The organism is Streptomyces sp. NPDC034085, assembly GCF_055575555.1.
Genome location: NZ_JBVISL010000003.1, coordinates 976,063 through 992,834, shown reverse-complemented (window position 1 = coordinate 992,834; position 16,772 = coordinate 976,063). Strand labels below are relative to the sequence as shown.

The 16,772-nt window shown below is 73.9% G+C and carries 15 protein-coding genes and 1 pseudogene; 12 read left to right on the top strand and 4 right to left on the bottom strand.

Annotated elements, in window-relative coordinates; all coding sequences use genetic code 11:
- From ACZ501_RS14815 to ACZ501_RS14800, 4 genes and pseudogenes are all read right to left on the bottom strand, one after another.
- Nucleotides 1-242 (bottom strand): annotated as a pseudogene (locus ACZ501_RS14815) (sulfate ABC transporter substrate-binding protein); the annotation flags it as partial.
- 279 nt (nucleotides 243-521) lie between these two features.
- Complete coding sequence (locus tag ACZ501_RS14810; RefSeq protein WP_362465888.1) at nucleotides 522-671, bottom strand: putative leader peptide; 150 nt, start codon at nucleotides 669-671, stop codon at nucleotides 522-524.
- A gap of 99 nt (nucleotides 672-770) precedes the next feature.
- Nucleotides 771-1,229, bottom strand: a complete 459-nt coding sequence (locus tag ACZ501_RS14805; protein WP_468795436.1) for an RrF2 family transcriptional regulator — start codon at nucleotides 1,227-1,229, stop codon at nucleotides 771-773.
- A gap of 77 nt (nucleotides 1,230-1,306) precedes the next feature.
- The gene (locus ACZ501_RS14800) at nucleotides 1,307-2,509 is read right to left on the bottom strand and encodes an acyl-CoA dehydrogenase family protein (RefSeq protein ID WP_361608721.1); all 1,203 of its coding nucleotides are present in this window, start codon (nucleotides 2,507-2,509) and stop codon (nucleotides 1,307-1,309) included.
- 660 nt (nucleotides 2,510-3,169) lie between these two features.
- Here ACZ501_RS14800 and ACZ501_RS14795 point away from each other — a divergent pair.
- From ACZ501_RS14795 to ACZ501_RS14740, 12 genes are all read left to right on the top strand, one after another.
- The gene (locus ACZ501_RS14795; protein WP_468795433.1) at nucleotides 3,170-4,627 is read left to right on the top strand and encodes a vanadium-dependent haloperoxidase; all 1,458 of its coding nucleotides are present in this window, start codon (nucleotides 3,170-3,172) and stop codon (nucleotides 4,625-4,627) included.
- Between the two features lie 211 nt (nucleotides 4,628-4,838).
- Nucleotides 4,839-5,372: a DM13 domain-containing protein gene (locus tag ACZ501_RS14790; protein ID WP_468795534.1), complete on the top strand. Its 534-nt coding sequence runs from the start codon at nucleotides 4,839-4,841 to the stop codon at nucleotides 5,370-5,372.
- Nucleotides 5,373-5,586: 214 nt separating this feature from the next.
- Nucleotides 5,587-6,861, top strand: a complete 1,275-nt coding sequence (locus tag ACZ501_RS14785; RefSeq protein ID WP_468795430.1) for an ATP-grasp domain-containing protein — start codon at nucleotides 5,587-5,589, stop codon at nucleotides 6,859-6,861.
- Nucleotides 6,862-6,896: 35 nt separating this feature from the next.
- On the top strand, nucleotides 6,897-7,745 hold the full coding sequence (locus ACZ501_RS14780; protein ID WP_468795531.1) for a Rossmann-like domain-containing protein: 849 nt from the start codon (nucleotides 6,897-6,899) through the stop codon (nucleotides 7,743-7,745).
- On the top strand, nucleotides 7,742-8,884 hold the full coding sequence (locus tag ACZ501_RS14775; RefSeq protein WP_361608727.1) for a PLP-dependent cysteine synthase family protein: 1,143 nt from the start codon (nucleotides 7,742-7,744) through the stop codon (nucleotides 8,882-8,884). Before ACZ501_RS14780 ends, ACZ501_RS14775 begins: the two co-directional genes overlap by 4 nt.
- Nucleotides 8,881-9,945, top strand: a complete 1,065-nt coding sequence (locus ACZ501_RS14770) for a dipeptide epimerase (protein WP_361608729.1) — start codon at nucleotides 8,881-8,883, stop codon at nucleotides 9,943-9,945. Before ACZ501_RS14775 ends, ACZ501_RS14770 begins: the two co-directional genes overlap by 4 nt.
- Entirely contained in the window at nucleotides 9,942-11,195 is a 1,254-nt protein-coding gene (locus tag ACZ501_RS14765) for an MFS transporter (RefSeq protein ID WP_468795427.1), read from the top strand. The genes ACZ501_RS14770 and ACZ501_RS14765 overlap by 4 nt, the downstream gene beginning before the upstream one ends.
- Complete coding sequence (locus ACZ501_RS14760; protein ID WP_361608733.1) at nucleotides 11,192-12,025, top strand: class I SAM-dependent methyltransferase; 834 nt, start codon at nucleotides 11,192-11,194, stop codon at nucleotides 12,023-12,025. Before ACZ501_RS14765 ends, ACZ501_RS14760 begins: the two co-directional genes overlap by 4 nt.
- A complete protein-coding gene (locus ACZ501_RS14755) occupies nucleotides 12,022-13,605 on the top strand; it encodes an ABC transporter substrate-binding protein (RefSeq protein WP_468795424.1) in 1,584 nt (527 codons plus the stop codon). Before ACZ501_RS14760 ends, ACZ501_RS14755 begins: the two co-directional genes overlap by 4 nt.
- Entirely contained in the window at nucleotides 13,602-14,549 is a 948-nt protein-coding gene (locus ACZ501_RS14750; protein WP_468795421.1) for an ABC transporter permease, read from the top strand. The genes ACZ501_RS14755 and ACZ501_RS14750 overlap by 4 nt, the downstream gene beginning before the upstream one ends.
- A complete protein-coding gene (locus ACZ501_RS14745) occupies nucleotides 14,546-15,373 on the top strand; it encodes an ABC transporter permease (RefSeq protein ID WP_468795418.1) in 828 nt (275 codons plus the stop codon). The genes ACZ501_RS14750 and ACZ501_RS14745 overlap by 4 nt, the downstream gene beginning before the upstream one ends.
- The gene (locus ACZ501_RS14740; protein WP_468795414.1) at nucleotides 15,357-16,763 is read left to right on the top strand and encodes an ABC transporter ATP-binding protein; all 1,407 of its coding nucleotides are present in this window, start codon (nucleotides 15,357-15,359) and stop codon (nucleotides 16,761-16,763) included. The genes ACZ501_RS14745 and ACZ501_RS14740 overlap by 17 nt, the downstream gene beginning before the upstream one ends.
- The last annotated feature ends 9 nt before the right edge of the window (nucleotides 16,764-16,772 follow it).

The following is a 16,772-nucleotide window of genomic DNA, read 5'->3' as shown; positions in this document are numbered from 1 at the left end:
TTCAGTTCCTTCTCGATCAGGCCTTCCTGGAGGCCGACCAGGGCGGTCGCGTGGGTGAGGTTCGGGAAGTACCCGATCCGGACCTCGGAGGCCGACAGCTTCTTGTCGCCGGTGGTCGCGGCATTGGTCTTGTCGTCCTCCTTCTTCGCCTCGGAACCGTAGCCGCAGGCCGTGAGGAGGACGGGAAGCGTCGCTGTGACGGCGATGGTGCGCAGGAGGGTGAGCGGTCTTGCGGCAGACACAGAGGTGTCCTTTCACAGGTGGGGTGTTCGAGGAGGCGAGGGGAGACGACGCGACGTCGGGGCGGTAGGCGCGCAGGGCATTCGCTCCCAGCCGTCGGGGACGGGCTTGCCCTTGCAGGCCGAAGCGAAAGGGTGTCGCGATGCCGCGGGGCGGAGGGCCGGCGAAGGTCCTGCGGGGCGGCGAGGCCGGCCGAGGGGCCCGGGCCGGCGGCAGACGGAGCGCGGCGTGACACGTGCACAGCCGTGCGCTTCGCGCGGAGCCTGACTACGGAGAGGGTGTCAGGAAGCGTGACAGATGGAGCTGGACGTACGGACCAGGTCGATGTGTCGGCGGGTGGTGAGAAGGGTCGGCAGATGGCCTGCGCGGGGCGATGTGCTCACGACGGCCACCTCCTTGATTCCTAGTTTTCCCACCGGCTTGGTAGGCATCTTGGCAGACAGCGCCATCCGTCCCAAGAGGCCGCCCACATGGCGGACGGACCTGTCTTGGTTGGTGAGAAAGCGCAGCTGGGCGGGGGTGGCGGGTGGTTAGGGATTGATCCAGGCGCGGGGAGTCTCGGTCAGCGCGGACACCTCGGCGGGCAGGTGGGACGATGCGACGTCGGCGAGCGTCACACCCTCGAGGATCTCCCGCACGTTGGACCGCAGCGCGATCCACAAGGGGAGCAGCGACTCGGCAGGCCCGGTGTAGGACAGGTCCGGGGGCCGGACCCCGCGCACCGAGACGAGCGGTCCGTCCACGACGCGGATGACATCCGCGATGCTGATGGACTCGGCGGGCCTGGCCAGTCGGTAGCCGCCGTTGCCGCCGCGCTGGCTGAGTACGAGTCCGCCCCGGCGCATGTCGTTCAGGATGCCTTCGAGGAACTTGTGCGGGATGTCCTGGGCGTCGGCGATGGCTTCGGCCTTCACCGGCCCGCCCTCCTGTGCCGCCGCGAGCTGCAGCGCAGCACGTACCGCGTAGTCTGCCCTGGCTGAGATCCGCATGGGCACATTATCCCGCACGGCTCCGGCCTGCGTTTGTCAGCCGATCGGTACGGCACCGTCCCCGGCGGTGCCTCGCCTCAGTGGAAGGCCGCTGCCACTGCGCGGTGGGAGCCGTTGAGGTAGTGCTCGCCGATGGAGCGCAGACGGCGCGTGACCGGGTGGTGGGCGGTCAGTGCACGCGCGTTGCGCCAGAAGCGGTCCAGGCCCGGGGCGTCGGCCAGTTCCAGTACCCGCGTGGTGATCTCCAGGGCGGCCTTGGACGTCACGGTCTCGGCCGTGGCGACCAGTGCGGCGACGCTCGCGGGTTCTTCGGCATCGAGGTGGGAACCCGCGTCGAGGGCCCGCCCCGTCACTGCCGTCGCCCGGTGGACGACAGCGGTGGCCGTCTGTGCGGCGGAGGCGAGTTCCCCGTACGTCAGCAGGAGGTCCGGGTCCTCGCCGGGCAGGCGGTGTGCATGGCCGCCCCTGCTGAGGTCGCGGGCCTCGGTCAGGGCGCCCTCGACGATCCCCAGGGCGACGTGGCACAGGGCGAGCCGGAGCGCCGGCTCGGCGAGCGCGGTGAAGGGCGCGGCCGACTCCTCGTCATGCGGCCGGCGTCCCAGCAGCTGCCCGGGCGTGACGGTAACGCGGTCCAGGACGACCTCGCCCGCGCCGGCGACGCGCTGGCCGAGGCGGTCGCGGGCGGGTTCGACGGTCACGCCCCGCGCGCTGCGGGGGATCCTTACGACCAGGATCTCGCCGGTCACGGTGCAGACGGCGTCCAGCACGATCTGGTCGGCGACGGTCACCGCCGTGTCCACCGAGCGGCGTCCGCTCAGGAGGTAGCCGGTGTCGCGCGGCCGCAGGGTGAGGTCCGGCGCGTTCGTGTCCTCGTCAGGGGTAGGAGTGCGGACTGCGCCCGTCCACAGCCACTGCTTGCGCAGTGACTCCTCTTCGAGCGCGGTCGCCTGATGGTGACTCGAGTAGAAGCGTCCGCTCCAGGCGTGGACGTAATGACGGGCCAGCAGGGCGCCGACGGAGCTGTCCGCCGCGGCGACCGCCCGTATGACGGCGCATCCGGTGAGCCAGTCCACCCCGCGGCCAGGGCCGGGCGGGGTGAGAGCCGCCAGCAGGCCGGCCTCGTGCAGCCGCGCCTTCTCGTCGATCGGCGGCAGGCCCGCTTGGTCGCGGGCGATGGCGTCCGCGGCGAGGTCGTCCGCCACGTCGCAACCAGCACGCAGAATCGCGTGGCGCTGCTCCTCGGCTGACCGGGCGCCGACCGTGATCGGTGTCGTCGGCACGGGCGTCACCGACGGACCGGGGTGCCGGGGGGAGGGGTGGGGGCTGGGCGGACCCCGGGGCCATACGGAACGGCGGTGGTCATGTCGGGCTACTCCGGAACGTTGGTGTTGGCCTCGGCCGGTCGCCGGGAGGTAGGGGTGGCGTAGCAGGGGTCCATGGCACGTCAGGAGTCGCGAATCTCGCCTGGCGAGTCCCCCCGGGATCCCTCCCTTTCCCATCGGATTAATAGGAATACTGTCGGATGTCGTATCCCCCAGCAAGGGCTTGACCGGATAGTGGGCACGCCCGTCTCGAACTCTGAGCTGCCGGGTGCTGCGCCGAGCGCGGCGTTGGCCAACACCACGGCCGGGCGGCACGGGGCGGACCGCCGCACACCCCGTGGTATCCGGTGCGGCGCGGTGGTCGCTCTCGCCGAGGGGGTCGTTCGGGTGGACAGGGCGGTTGCGGCACAGCCCTGCATGCCGACGATCGAATTCCGGTAGCCGGCGGGTGGACGAGAGGCCGAGGCGAAGGCGGCTTCCGGCCGTGCGACGGCCCGGCACAGGCCATTCCGCCGCGCACCGCCGATTTTTACAAGAACGTCGGCCGCCCCTGGGCCACGATCACTCCCCACCATCCCGGTGATGACCAACAGGCCTCTGAGCAGGGGGAATTCCGGCATGTCCGCAAACATTCGCACCACCGCACGACGTACCGCGGCCTGGCGCCGCGCCCTGGCCGCCACCGCGGTTCTCGCATCGACCGGGTCGGTCCTCGCCCTCACTCCGGCGCCCGCGCAGGCCGCGCTGCCGGCCCAGTCGATCGCAGACCCGGTGCACTACTGGAACGACGTGCTGCAGGAGGCCTTCCGCAGGACGGGCGGCGGGCCCGTGCCGATGGCGCGGGCGGCGGCGATGATGAACGCCGCGATCTACGACGCGGAGAGCTCGTACCAGCTCAAGTGGAAGGGGCGGATGACCTCCGCCGCCTACATCACGGCCGAGAACTACGCCGGCATCGCCGAGGGGCCCGACGAGGAGGAACGGGTCATCGGCCGCACCGCCTACAACATCCTGCTCAACCTCTACGGGCTGAACCGGCCCAACAAGGAGACGACGGTCGACCTGACCGCCTTCCTCGACCAGAGATTCAGCCAGCGTTTCGGCACCTCGCCAACCGCCTTCGACCTCCTGGACGTCACCGTCGTCAACAAGATGGTCACCCAGATGATGACCAAGCGGGCGGGCGACGGCTCCGACAACCAACAGCTCTACACCCTGAACAACGGGCAGGGGGCGTGGCGGCCCACCAGCTATCCCGACATGGTGGACGGCAAGTGTGACGACGTCTCCGACGCCGTCAATCCGTTCTGGGGGCAGGTCAGGCCCTTCTCGCTGACTTCGGGCTCACAATTCCGGCCCACCCGCCTCGGCCGGTTCGCGACCTACGCGAACCTCGTCGCCAGCCCCGAGTACAAGGCGCAGGTCGAGGCCGTACGGACGGCCGGCGCGGCCGCACCCACCGCGGCGACCCCGGTGGTCAACCGGACCGCGGACCAGGTGAACGCCGCCTGGTTCTGGGCCAACGACAACGACGGCACGTACAAGCCGCCGGGCCAGATGCTCCAGGCCACACGGGAGGTGTCCAAGGCGCGAGGACTCACCGTCTACCAGAACGCCCGGCTCTTCGCGCTCGTCTCGATCGCGCTCGCCGACACCGGCATAGCCGTCCGCGACGCGAAGTTCGCCACCCCGATCGACCTGTGGCGCCCGGTCTCCGCGATCCGCGAGGGCGGCCTCGACCCGCAGTGGAAACCGCTCCTGAAGAACAACGCCGGCGTCAACGTCAGCCCCTGCTTCCCCGCCTACGTCTCCGGCCACGCCTCCTTCGGCGCCGCCTGGGCCGGAGTGATGAAGCGGTACTTCGGCAGTGACGACCTCGCCTTCGACCTCACCACCGACGAGCCGCTCGCCCCGGTCAAGACCCGGCACTTCACCAGCTTCAGTGCTGCCGCGAAGGAGGACGCCGACAGCCGGATCTGGCTCGGTGTCCACTTCCCGTGGGACGCCACCGACGGTCTCACCCTCGGCGAACAGGTCGCGAACCAGGTGTTCACCACCCAGCTCCGCACCCTGTAGCGCGCCCTGCGGGGGCGGGCCCGTACCCCGCCCCCCGCGGCCGCCGTGGGGCTTGCGGCGCGCCGGCGATGGAGGGGGCCGGACGTAAGGGAACCGTCATCCCCTCCGGCATGGTGGGCAGCTGCCTGAGCGCGTTGAATGCGCGTGCGGGGCAGGACCCGGACGGTGAGAGGGAGCGGTAGTGGACGACAGCAGGCGGCGTGGACGGTTGATGGCCGGGGCGGCGGTGACGACAGTGGCGGTGCTGGGCGCCGGGCTGTACTGGTTCCAGCCGTGGAAGCTCTGGCAGGACGACCGGGTCAGCGAGGCCCCGCCGACGGCCCGGGCCGCCGCGCCTGATGCTTCCTCACCGGCGCAGGCCCCTACGGGTCCCCCTCCGGCCCCCGCCGGACCGCAGACCCTGGCCCGGGGATCTCTGATCAGCCACGAACACGCCACCACGGGCACCGTGGAGCTCATCCGGCTGCCGGATGGCTCCCGGACCCTGAGGCTGGCGAACCTGGACACCAGCAACGGTCCCGACCTGCGGGTATGGCTCACCGACGCCCCCGTGAAGGAAGGTGCGGACGGCTGGGGTGTCTTCGACGACGGCAAGCACGTCAGCCTGGGCAAGCTCAAGGGCAACAAGGGCGACCAGAACTACGAGATCCCCGCCGGCGTGAACGTCGCGGACTACACCAGCGTCACCATCTGGTGCGACCGGTTCAACGTCTCCTTCGGCGCGGCGGAGCTGACCAGGGCTTGAACCCTCCCAGCCCGGCGCGGTGTTGATCCCGGCCGAGCGGAAAACGCAGGCGGAGGCCGTTCTCTCATCCGTGAGAGGACGGCCTCCGTCTGCGTTTTGGGGCCGTCGCCGTGGTGGCCGCGCGGGCCACCGGGAACCTCCTATTGGAAATGAAAACGATTTCAGATAACGTCGGCCTCGCACAGAGCCGACGGCAGTCTTGGGAGGAAGTCCGGTGGGACATCTGCTGGTGATCGAAAGCTGGGTGGGGTCGATGAGCGGGCTGCTGCCCAGGGCCATCCGCGAAGACGGGCACGAGTTCACCTTCGTCACCCGGGACCTGCACCACTACCTGCGCTCGGCCCCCGAGGGCGAGGGGCCGCACCCGCTGCTCACGGCCCGCAACGTCATCACGGCGGACACCAACGACACGGACGCCCTCCTCGCGCGGCTCGAGGGCCTGCACGCCGTCCTCGGCTTCGACGGGGTGGTCTCCTCGTGCGACTACTACCTCCCGGCCGTCGCCCGCGCCGCCCGCCGTCTCGGCCTGCCGGGGCCCGCGCCGGAGGCCGTCGAGGCCGCCTGCCGCAAGGATCTGACGCGCCGGATCCTGGCCGGAGCCGGCGTGCCGGGGCCCCGGTTCGCCCTCTGCGAGGGTGCCGGGGAGGCGGCGGCCGCCGCCCGCGGGATCGGCTACCCGCTCGTTGTCAAGCCGGTGGACCTGTGTGCGGGGATGCTGGTCCGCGCGGTGCGCGACGAGCACGAACTGGAGCGCGCCTGCCAGGCCCTCGCGGCGTTCCCGGTCAACGCGCGCGGGCAGGACCGCGCCCCCGTCATCCTGCTCGAGGAGCTGCTCCACGGCCCCGAAGTCAGCGTCGAGACCGTCTCGTTCGGCGGCGCCACCCACGTCGTCGGCGTCACCGACAAGAGCATCGCAGGGGCGCCCGCCTTCATCGAGACCGGTCACATGTTCCCCGCCGGCCTGGAGGAGGCCCTGGCACGGGAGGCCGCCGGGACCGCGCTGCGGGCGGTCGAGGCGCTGGGCCTGGACCAGGTGGTCTGCCACACCGAGATCAAACTGACCCCTGACGGACCCCGGGTGGTCGAGGTCAACCCCCGCCCGGCCGGCAACCGCATCACCGAACTGGTCCGCCACGTCACGGGCGTGGACCTGGCCGCCGCCTGCGTGGACGTCGCCCTCGGCCGCGTTCCCGGCCTCGCACCGCGACCGACCGGAGTGCGCAGCGCCGCCATCGCCTTCCTCCTGCCCGACAGCGCCGGCACCCTCGCCGGCATCGAGGGGGCGGAGTCCGTCCGCGCCCGCGCAGAGGTGCGCGAACTCGCCCTCGCCGGACCCGGCCGCACCGTGCGGGCTGCCACCAGCAACAACGAGTACCTCGGGCACGTCATGACCGTCGACACCGAGGGCGGCGGCGCCCGCGCCGCAGCCGAGCGGCTGCTGGCCGGGCTGCGTCCCCGCTACGAGACCTCCCCGGCGGTGCTCGCGTGACCCTGCCGGCCCTGCGCACACCCGCAACGATCGCGGTGGGCGGGCGCCCGCCTGCCGACCCCGCCGTCCGCACCGTCGACCAGCTCTTCGGAGCGGTCCTGGCCGGTGCGTACGGTCCCGATCCCGCCCGCCGGCGGATCTCGCTCGCCTTCACCACCGTCCAGGCCGTCCGCCACGAAGGGCGGAGCAGCCGGTACCGCAACGAGGTGTTGAGCCTGCGCCTCGACGCGGCCGTCGGGTCCTGCGCCGTGGAGCCCGGAGCACTGCCCGCCGACGCCCTCGACGACTGCGTGGGGGCCACCGTCGCCGACCTCCTCGGTCACCCGCTCCTGCCCGTGCGGATCGCGGCCCTCGACGCCTACCTGGGGCACGTCCGCCCGCACACGCCGGACCACGGTGCCCGCCCGTACACCCTGCCGGCCGGCGGTTCGCTGTGCCGTTCGCGGGCACGGGCCCGCGCCGTCGTCGACCTGGTGTCGGCCGAGGTCTCCCGGTCCGCCGAGCGCCGCCCGGTCCTGGTGGTCGGCGTCGTCAACTCGTTGCTGGAGCAGCTGCGTTCCCGGGGCCTGGACTACCTGGCATGCGACCTCAAGGGCGGCACCACCGAGTGGGGCGAGCCCGTCCTGACCGGCACGGCCGCCGGGCTGGAGCGCTGCGGGGCGATCCTCGCCTCCGGCATGACCCTCGGCAACGGCACCTTCCAGGGCCTGCTCGACCACGCCGCCGCCACCGGCAGACCCCTCGTGATGTTCGCCCAGACCGGCAGCGCCGTCCTGCCCCGATTCCTCGGAGCCGGGGTGAGCGCCGTGTCCGCCGAGCCGTACCCGTTCTTCTGGCTCGACGGCGGCCCCGGCGTCATCCACCGCTACGGAGGCCGTCCGTGACCCTCGCACCCTCCATACACAGGCCGGACGCCGCTGCCGCCGACCCCGGCCTCTCGTCCCTGCTGGGGCGCACGCCCGTCGCCCGCATCCACACCGACCTGCCCCACCCCCATCCCGGATTCTGGGCCAAGCTCGAAGGCCTCGGCGCCGGCGGGATGAAGGCCCGCGCGGCGATGTCCATGCTGACCGGCGCCCGCCGGCGCGGTGAGCTGCGCCCCGGCGCCCCGGTGGTGGAGTCCACCTCCGGCACCATGGGCGTCGGGCTGGCCTTCGCCGGACAGGCCCTCGGCCACCCCGTCATCCTCGTCGGCGACACCGAACTCGAACCGTCGATGCGGCAGTTGCTGCGCGCGTACGGCGCCCGCCTGGAGCTCGTCGACCGCCCGGCCGCGCACGGCGGATGGCAGGCCGCGCGCATCGCCCGGCTGCGCGAGGTCCTGGACCGGACCGAGGGGGCCTACTGGCCCGATCAGTACAACAACCCGGACAACCCTGCCGGTTACCGGTCGATGGCAGCGGAACTGATCGGTCAGCTCGACCACGTGGACGTGCTGGTGTGCAGCGTGGGCACCGGCGGGCACAGCGCCGGACTGGTCGGCCCGCTGCGCCGTCGGTGGCCCCGGCTGAAGGTGATCGGCGTCGACTCCGTCGGCTCCGCCATCTTCGGCCAGCCCGCGCGGCCGCGCCTGATGCGCGGACTGGGCAGCAGCATCCACCCCGCCAACGTCCGCCACGGTGCGTTCGACGAAGTGCACTGGGTGGGACCCGCCGAAGCCGTCGACGCCTGCCGGCGGCTCGCCCGCGGCAGCTTCGTCAGCGGCGGCTGGAGCACCGGCGCCGTCGCCCTCGTCTCCGCGTGGGCGGCCCGGGCCGAGCCGGGAGCCGTCGTCGCCACCGTCTTCCCCGACGGCCCGCACCGCTACCTCGGCACCGTCTACGACGACGACTTCTGCCTCGCCCACGGACTGACGACCACGGTCCCGGCCCGCCGCCCGCTGGAAATCCCGCACCCGGGCGCGGCAGAGGCCCTCGGCTGGGCCCGCTGCCGCACCGTCCGCGACCCCGTCGCCGCACCGCTCGCCGCGCCCCGCAGCGCGTCCCCCACCGCTCACGATCCGGCCCCCGGAGGCGCCGCATGAGACTCACCTGGCACACCGCCTCGCTGGAACTGGCGGAACCGCTGCGCATCTCCCGCTCCGTGATGGCCCGCCGCGACGCCGTCCGGGTCACCCTTGGGCACGACGGGCTGTGCGGCTGGGGGGAGGCCGTCAGCAGCACCTACCTCGGCCTGCCCACCGAGCGCGTCCTGCGCCACCTGAGCGCCGTACGCCCGGAGATCGAGCGCCTGCCGGACCCCGAGACCGCCTGGGCCGAGCTCGCCCCGGCCGGACCCGTCGGCGCCGGACTGCCCGCCGGAGTCCTCGCCGCGGTCGAGGCGGCCGTACTGGACCTCACCGGCAAGCGGGCAGGTGAACCCGCCCACCGGCTCCTCGGCAACCCCGTGCCCCCGTCGGCGGCAACGGCCCGCACCATCGGTATCGTCCCGCCCACCGCCGCCGCCGGCCAGGCCGGCCGGCTCGCCGCAGCCGGGTTCACCGTCCTGAAGGTCAAGGCGGGGTCCCCCGACCCGGCCGAGGACTTCGCACGCGTCGAGGCCGTCCGCGAAGGAGCACCCGGCGCCGAGCTGCTGCTCGACCCCAACGGAGCCTGGACCGAAGACCGCGCCCACGCCCTGCTGCCCCGCTTCGCCGCCCTCGGCGTCACCGCCGTGGAGCAGCCCGTCGCGGCCGGCCGGCCCGAGGTCCTGGCCCGGGTCGCGGCCGCCTCACCGATCCCGGTGATCGCCGATGAGGACGCCGTCTCGTACGAGGACGCCGCGGCCCTCGCCGGCCGGGTCCACGGCGTCAACGTCAAGCTCGCCAAGTGCGGCGGCGTACGCGCCGCGCTGCGCATCCACGCCGCGCTGCACGGCAGCGGCACCGACCTCATGCTGGGCTGCCTGACGGCCAGTTCGCTGGGCATCGCCCCCGCCGTCCACCTCGTCGACCGGGCCCGCTGGGTCGACCTCGACGGCCACCTGCTCCTCGCCCACGACCCGTGGGCCGGGATCGGCGGCGCCGACGGCACCGTACGCCCCGGCCCGCGCGGCGGCCTGGGAGTCGTGCCCCGCGCCGCCATACCCGGGGGAGCCGCACGGTGAGCACCCTCGCAGCGGTGCGCGGCTTCCCGCCGGCCGTACGGCTCCTCCTGGTCAACCAGCTCGGCGTCAACACCGGCTTCTACCTGCTCATCCCGTACCTGGCCACCCACCTCACCGACGACCTCGGGCTGTCGGCGGCGCTGGTCGGCCTGGTCCTGGGCCTGCGCAATCTCAGCCAGCAGGGGCTGTTCCTGATCGGAGGCTCAGCCGCCGACCGCCTCGGGGCCCGCGGCGTGATCATCGCGGGCTGCGGACTGCGCACCCTCGGCTTCGCCCTGTTCGCCCTGGGTGACGCGCTGCCCGTACTGATCGCCGCCTCGGTGCTGAGCGGGCTGGCCGGCGCCCTGTTCAACCCGGCCGTACGGACCTACGTCGCCCAGGAGGCGGGGGAGCGCAAGGCCGAGGCGTTCGCACTGTTCAACGTGTTCGCCACCGCCGGCGCGCTGCTCGGGCCGCTGCTGGGCGGCCTCCTGCTGTTCGGCGGCTTCCGGGCGGCGGCGCTCACCGCGGCGGGCGTGTTCGCCCTGCTCACCCTCGCGCAGGCCGCCGCCCTGCCCGCCCGCGCGGTGCCGCGGCCCGCCGGCTCCGTTCTCGGCGACTGGCGGGAGGTGGCGGGCAACCGCCGCTTCGCGGCCTTCGCCCTGGCCATGGTCGGCATGTACGGCATGGAGAGCCAGCTCTACCTGCTGCTCCCGCACGCCGCGCGGCACGCCACCGGCCGGGCGGGTGCCGTCGGGCTGCTGTTCGCCGCCGGGACGCTCGCCAACCTCCTGTTCCAGCTCCGCCTCACCCGCCGGCTGTGCGCACGCGGCGGCGGCCGCGGCCGCTGGATCGCCGCCGGGCTCGCCGTCAGCGCCCTCGGCTTCCTGCCGCCGATGTACGCGGCGGGCGCCGCAGGGGAGCACCCGGCGCGGCTGCTGCCGGTCCTGGCCGGGGCCCTGTTGCTGCACCTCGGCTTGATGACCGCCCAGCCGTTCGTCCTGGAGCTCGTCCCCGCATTCGGCCGCGCGGAACTCACCGGCACCTCCTACGGCCTGTTCTACGCCGTGTCCGGCGTGGCCGCCGCCGGCGCCGGCACCGGTGTCGGCTGGGCGATGGACACCGCCGCCGACGGCGGACCGGCGTGGCTCCCGTACGCCTGCTGCACGACCCTCGGCCTCGCCTCGGCGGCCGCCGTCACGATGCTGCACCGCCGCCGCTCCCTGCCCACCGCCCCGTACCCCCAGCCCTCCCCGAGCGGGGCCCGATGAGCACCGGCAACCTCCTCACCGACCACCCCGAGCTCTACGAGGAGCGCTTCCCCGACCCCGACCGCCTCGCCGCACGCTGGGCCGAGGACACCCTGCGCCGGTACGGGGCGGGGCCCCGGGTCCTGGACATCGGCTGCGGCACCGGCCGGGACGCCGCCTGGCTGCACCGGCACGCGGGGCGCCGCGTCACCGGCATCGACACCGCCGCGGCCATGCTCGACCACGCCCGCCGCCGGCACCCCGGCCCGGACTACCACCGCGCCGACCTGCGGGACTTCGCCCTCGGCCGCACCTTCGACGCCGTCCTGTGCCTGGACAGCGCCCTGCTGTACTGCCACACCAACGACGACCTCACCGCGTGCCTCACCGCCTGCCGCCGCCACCTGGCACCCGGCGGGCTGCTCGTCGCCGAGATGCGCAACGGGTCCTACTTCCTCGGCAACACCGAGTCCCTCGACGGACCGCGCACCGCCTCCTTCGACTGGCACGGCACCACGTACACCTCCCGCACCACCCTGTGGATCGACCACGGCGCACAACTGCTGCGCCGCCGGCGCACCTGGAACGCGGAAGACGGCGGCCCGTCCGAGGAGGAGCGGGAGCAGCACTCCGCCTGGCGGCTGCTGTTCCCCCAGGAACTGCGGTACTTCCTCACCGCTGCCGGCTTCGAGGTACTGGCCCTGCACGACGGTCCCGGCCCGCGCACCGACCCCCCGTGGCGCGAAGGCGACTCCCCGCACGGCACCACGAGCTCCGACCGCCTGCACCTCGTCGCCCGCCTCGCCCACCAGAAGCACCCCGAGCACAGCAACGGAGACACCACACCGTGAACAGCCCCCGCTCCGGCCTCGCCCGCCGAGGCTTCCTCCTGGCCACCGCCACCGCCACCGCTACGGCCACCGCCGCCCTCGCCGGCGGCTGCGCCGGCGACACCGGGCAGACCGCCGACGCCGAGAACCCCGGCGAAGCCGGCACCCCCCGGCGCGGCGGCACCCTGCGCGCCGTCTTCGCGGGCGGCGGTGCGGGCGAAACCCTCGACCCGCACGCCGCCAACCTGTTCGTCGACGCCGCCCGCGCCAAGGCCCTCTACGACAAGCTCGCCGACTTCGGCTCCGACCTCGCCCCCGTGCCGCGGCTCGCCGAGCGGTGGGAGCCCAACGCCGCCCTCGACACCTGGACGGTCACCCTCCGTAAGGCGTCCTTCCACGACGGCCGCCCGGTCACCGCCCGGGACGTCCTCTACAGCTACCGCCGGATCGCCGACCCCGAGGGCACCTTCCGCGCCAAGGCCTCGCTCGAGCCCATCGACCTCCACGCGAGCCGGGCCGTGGACGCCGCCACCGTCGAGTTCAGGCTGAAGCGCCCGTACGCGGAATTCCCCAACGTGCTCGCCGCGTTCGGCGCCCACATCGTTCCCGAGGGCACCACCTCCTTCGACCGGCCGGTCGGCTCCGGCCCGTTCACCTTCGGCTCCTTCACCCCCGGCACGTCGCTGCTGGTCAAGCGGAACGACGCCTACTGGGAGGGCGCACCCCCTCTCGACCGGGTCGAGTTCCTCGTCGCCTCGGAGGAGTCCGCCCGCGTCACCGCGCTGCTGGGCGGCCAGGTCCAGTACGCCCACGAGCTCAGCCCCGCCACCGCCCGCACCCACGAGGGCAAGGGGAGGATCGAGGTCATCCGGCTGCCCGGCAGCTCCATGCAGGGCTTCGTGATGAAGACCGACCGGCCGCCCTTCGACGACAAGCGGGTCCGTCAGGCGTTCTTCCTCATCGCCGACCGCCGGGAACTCGTCGACGGCGCCCTCTCCGGCGCCGGCGAGATCGGGAACGACCTCTTCGGCAAGGGCTACCGGTACTACGCCTCCGGCCTGCCGCAGCGCACCCGGGACCTCGACCGGGCCCGCGCCCTCCTGAAGGAGGCCGGCGCCGAGCACCTCAAGGTCACCCTCGACACCGCCCCCGCCGCCACCGGCTTCATCGAGGCCGCCGGGATCTTCAAGGAGCAGGCCGCCAAGGCCGGGGTCACCGTCGAGGTGAAGGTCGGCAACAAGGACACGTACTGGAAGGACATCCTGGACAACGGGACCTTCGCCTCCTACCGGTCGGGGTCCATGCCCATCGAGTCCCACGTCTCGCAGCGGCTGCTCAGCGGGTCCACCACCAACGCCACCAAGTGGCGGCACAAGGACTTCGACGACCTGTACCAGCAGGCCCAGTCCACCCGCGACGAGCAGGAGCGGGCCGCCCTCTACGAGCGGATGCAGCGCCGCCTGCACGACGAGGGCGGCTTCCTGATCTGGGGCTTCTCCGACTGGATCGTCGCCACCGCGCCCACCGTGCACGGCGTCTCCGCGCAGGCCCCCGCCAACACCCTCGACTGGGCCCGCTTCGACCGGGTCTGGCTCGCGTGACAGGGCGGCTCACCTGGGCCGGCCGCCGCCTGCTCCTCGGCGTGGGGCAGACGGCGGCCGTCGTCCTGTTCGTGTTCGTGCTCACCGAAGCCCTGCCCGGGGACGCGGCCGTCGCCCTGGCCGGCGACCAGCCCGACGCCGAACGCATCGCCCGGATCCGCGCGGCCCTGGCCCTGGACCGGCCGGCCGCCGAACGCTTCCTGGACTGGGCCGGCGGACTCCTCCACGGCGACCTCGGCACCTCCCTGGTCAGCGGGCGGCCCGTCTCCGCCCACCTGTCCGGCGGCCTCGGCCCCACCGTGCTGCTCGCCTGCGCCACCCTCCTCGTGCTGCTGCCGCTGTCGGCCGGCCTCGGCATGCTGAGCGCCCGCCGCGAGGGCGGTCCGCTGGACCGTACCCTCAGCGCCCTGACCCTGACCGTGCACTCCGTACCCGAATTCGCCCTCGGTGTGCTGCTGGCCACCCTGTTCGGGCTGTGGCTGGGCTGGCTGCCGCCCACCGCCGTCGGAGCGGACCCGCTGGCCGAGCCGGCCGTACTCGTCCTGCCCGTCCTCGTACTGGTCTCCCGGCCCGTGTGCACCCTCAGCCGCCTGGTGCGGGCCGGGATGATCGACGCGATGGCCTCGCCGTACGTCGTCCAGGCCCTGCGGTACGGCGTCGGCGGCGCGCGCGTCCGCTGGACGCACGCCCTGCCGGGCGCCGTCGCCCCGGCCGCCCAGCAACTGGCCCGGACCTGCGACTGGCTGCTGAGCGGGGTCATCGTCGTCGAGGCCCTCTTCGTCATCCCGGGCCTGGGGACCGTGCTCGTCGACGCCGTCGCCGCCCGGGACGTGCCCGTCGTCCAGGGCATGGCCGTCGTCTTCGGCGTGGTCACCGTCCTGGCCAACCTGGGCGCCGACCTCGTCGCCCGCCGGTTCGCCCCCCGGGCGGTGACGGCCGCATGAGGCGCGACGTGCCCAGGTACGCGCTCGCCGTGGCGCTCATCGCCGTCGCCCTGCTGCCGGCCGCCCTCGGACCCCTGTTCGCCGGACCCGCGGGGCCCCGGTCCGTCTCCTTCGCCTCAGGCGCCGGGCACTGGCTGGGCACCGACTTCAGCGGCCGGGACGTCTGGCGGCAGGTCCTGCTCGGCGGCCGCTCCGTGGTCCTCGTGGCGCTGGCCGCCACCGTCCTCGCCTACCTGGTGGCCGTACCGCTCGGGCTGACCGCCGCACTCACCCACCGCGCCTGGCTGGAGGACGCCCTCATGCGGCCCCTGGACGTACTGATCGCCGTGCCGTCGCTCCTGCTGGTGCTGTTGGTGGCGGCGACCCTCACCCCGGGGCCCGCCGGACTGGCGGCCCTGGTCGGGCTGGCCGCCGTACCCGACGCCGCACGGATCGTGCACGCGGCGGCGGCCGAGACCGCCTCCCGGCCCGCCGTCGAGGCGCTGCGGATGCAGGGCGAGTCCTGGTGGCGTACGGCGTTCGGCTACGTGGCCCGCTCCATGCGCCGCACCCTCGCCGCCGATGCGGGGATCCGGCTGACGGGCGCCCTCTACCTGGTGGCCACGGCCGCGTTCCTCGGGATCGGCGTCGAGCCGGACGCCGCCGACTGGGCGGTGATGGTGGACCGCAACCGCACGGGTCTGTTCCTCCAGCCGTGGGCCGTCGTGGTGCCGGCCCTCCTCATCGCGGCCCTCTCGACGGGCACCAACCTGCTCTTCGACGCCGCCCTGCACACACCGCGAAGGCCGAAGGGAAAGGAGGCCGTGGATGGATCCGGTCGCTGAAGTGGACGGACTGCGCGTCGAGGTGGCCGGCGCGACCCTCGTCGACGGGGTGAGCCTCACGGCTCGCGCCGGCCGGATCACGGCCCTCGTCGGGCCCTCGGGCAGCGGCAAGACCACCACGGGACGCGCCCTGCTCGGCGAGTTCCCGCCCGGCGCCCGGGTCGGCGGCCGGATCCGCACCCCCGGGCCCGGCGCCGTCGGCTACGTACCCCAGCACCCGGCTGCCGTCCTCAACCCCGCCCGCCGCGCCGGAGCCCTCCTGCGGGACGTCGCAGCCCTGACGGGCGGAACCCGCCGCCAGATCCGCGACCGCGTCGAGGACGCCCTGCGCCTGGCCCAGCTGCCCGACCCCGCGATGGTGCTGCGCCGCTACCCGCACCAGCTCTCCGGCGGACAGCAGCAGCGGGTCGTCCTCGCACAGGCACTCCTGCTGGGGGCCAGGCTGATCGTCGCCGACGAACCCACCACGGGCCAGGACCCGGCCACCCGACAGGGCGTCGTCCAGGCGCTGGCCGACGCCGCCGGGCAGGGCGTCGCGGTGGTCCTGCTCAGCCACGACTGGGACGCCGTACGGCAGTTGGCCGACGAAGCCGTCCTGCTGGGGGCCGGCCGGGTCGTGGAACGGGGACCGGCCGACGCGGTGCTGCCCGCCCTCCCGCGCCCCGTGCCCCCCGCACCGCGGACCGCCCCCCGGTCCGGCGGGACGCGCTTGGAGGCGCGGGGCGTGACCGCCCGGCACCGGACCGCGCGCGGAACGGTACCCGTCCTGCACGGCGTCACGGTGTCCGTGGCGCCGGGGGAGTGCCTGGCCGTGACCGGCCGCTCCGGCGGCGGCAAGACGACCCTGGGCCGCTGCCTGGCCGGACTGCACTCCGCGTACGACGGCGCGGTCCTGCTCGACGGGGCCACGCTGCCGCGCAGCCTCCGCGACCGCGACCGCGCGGAACTGGCCGCCGTGCAGTACGTGTTCCAGGACGCCAAGGCGGCCTTCGACGAGCACCGGCCGGTCCTCGGCCAGGTGGCCCGCACGGCCGTCCGGCTGCGCGGCGCCGACCCGGACGCGGCCCGCGGGGCAGCCGTACGCACGCTGGCGGAGCTCGGACTCGCCGAGGACCTCGCGCTGCGCCGCCCCGGCGCTCTGTCCGGCGGCGAACTCCAGCGCGCCGCCCTGGCCCGCGCCCTGCTCGCGGAACCCGAGGTCCTGGTCTGCGACGAGATCACCTCGGGCCTCGACCCCACGACCCGCGACGCGATCCTCGCCCACCTGGCCGGACTCCGCGACCGGACGGGACTCGGCCTGGTGTTCATCACCCACGACCGGGCGGCGGCCGACACCCTGGCCGACCGCACCGCGGTCCTGCACTCCGGCCGCCTGATCACCTGCGGGTAGACACCGCCG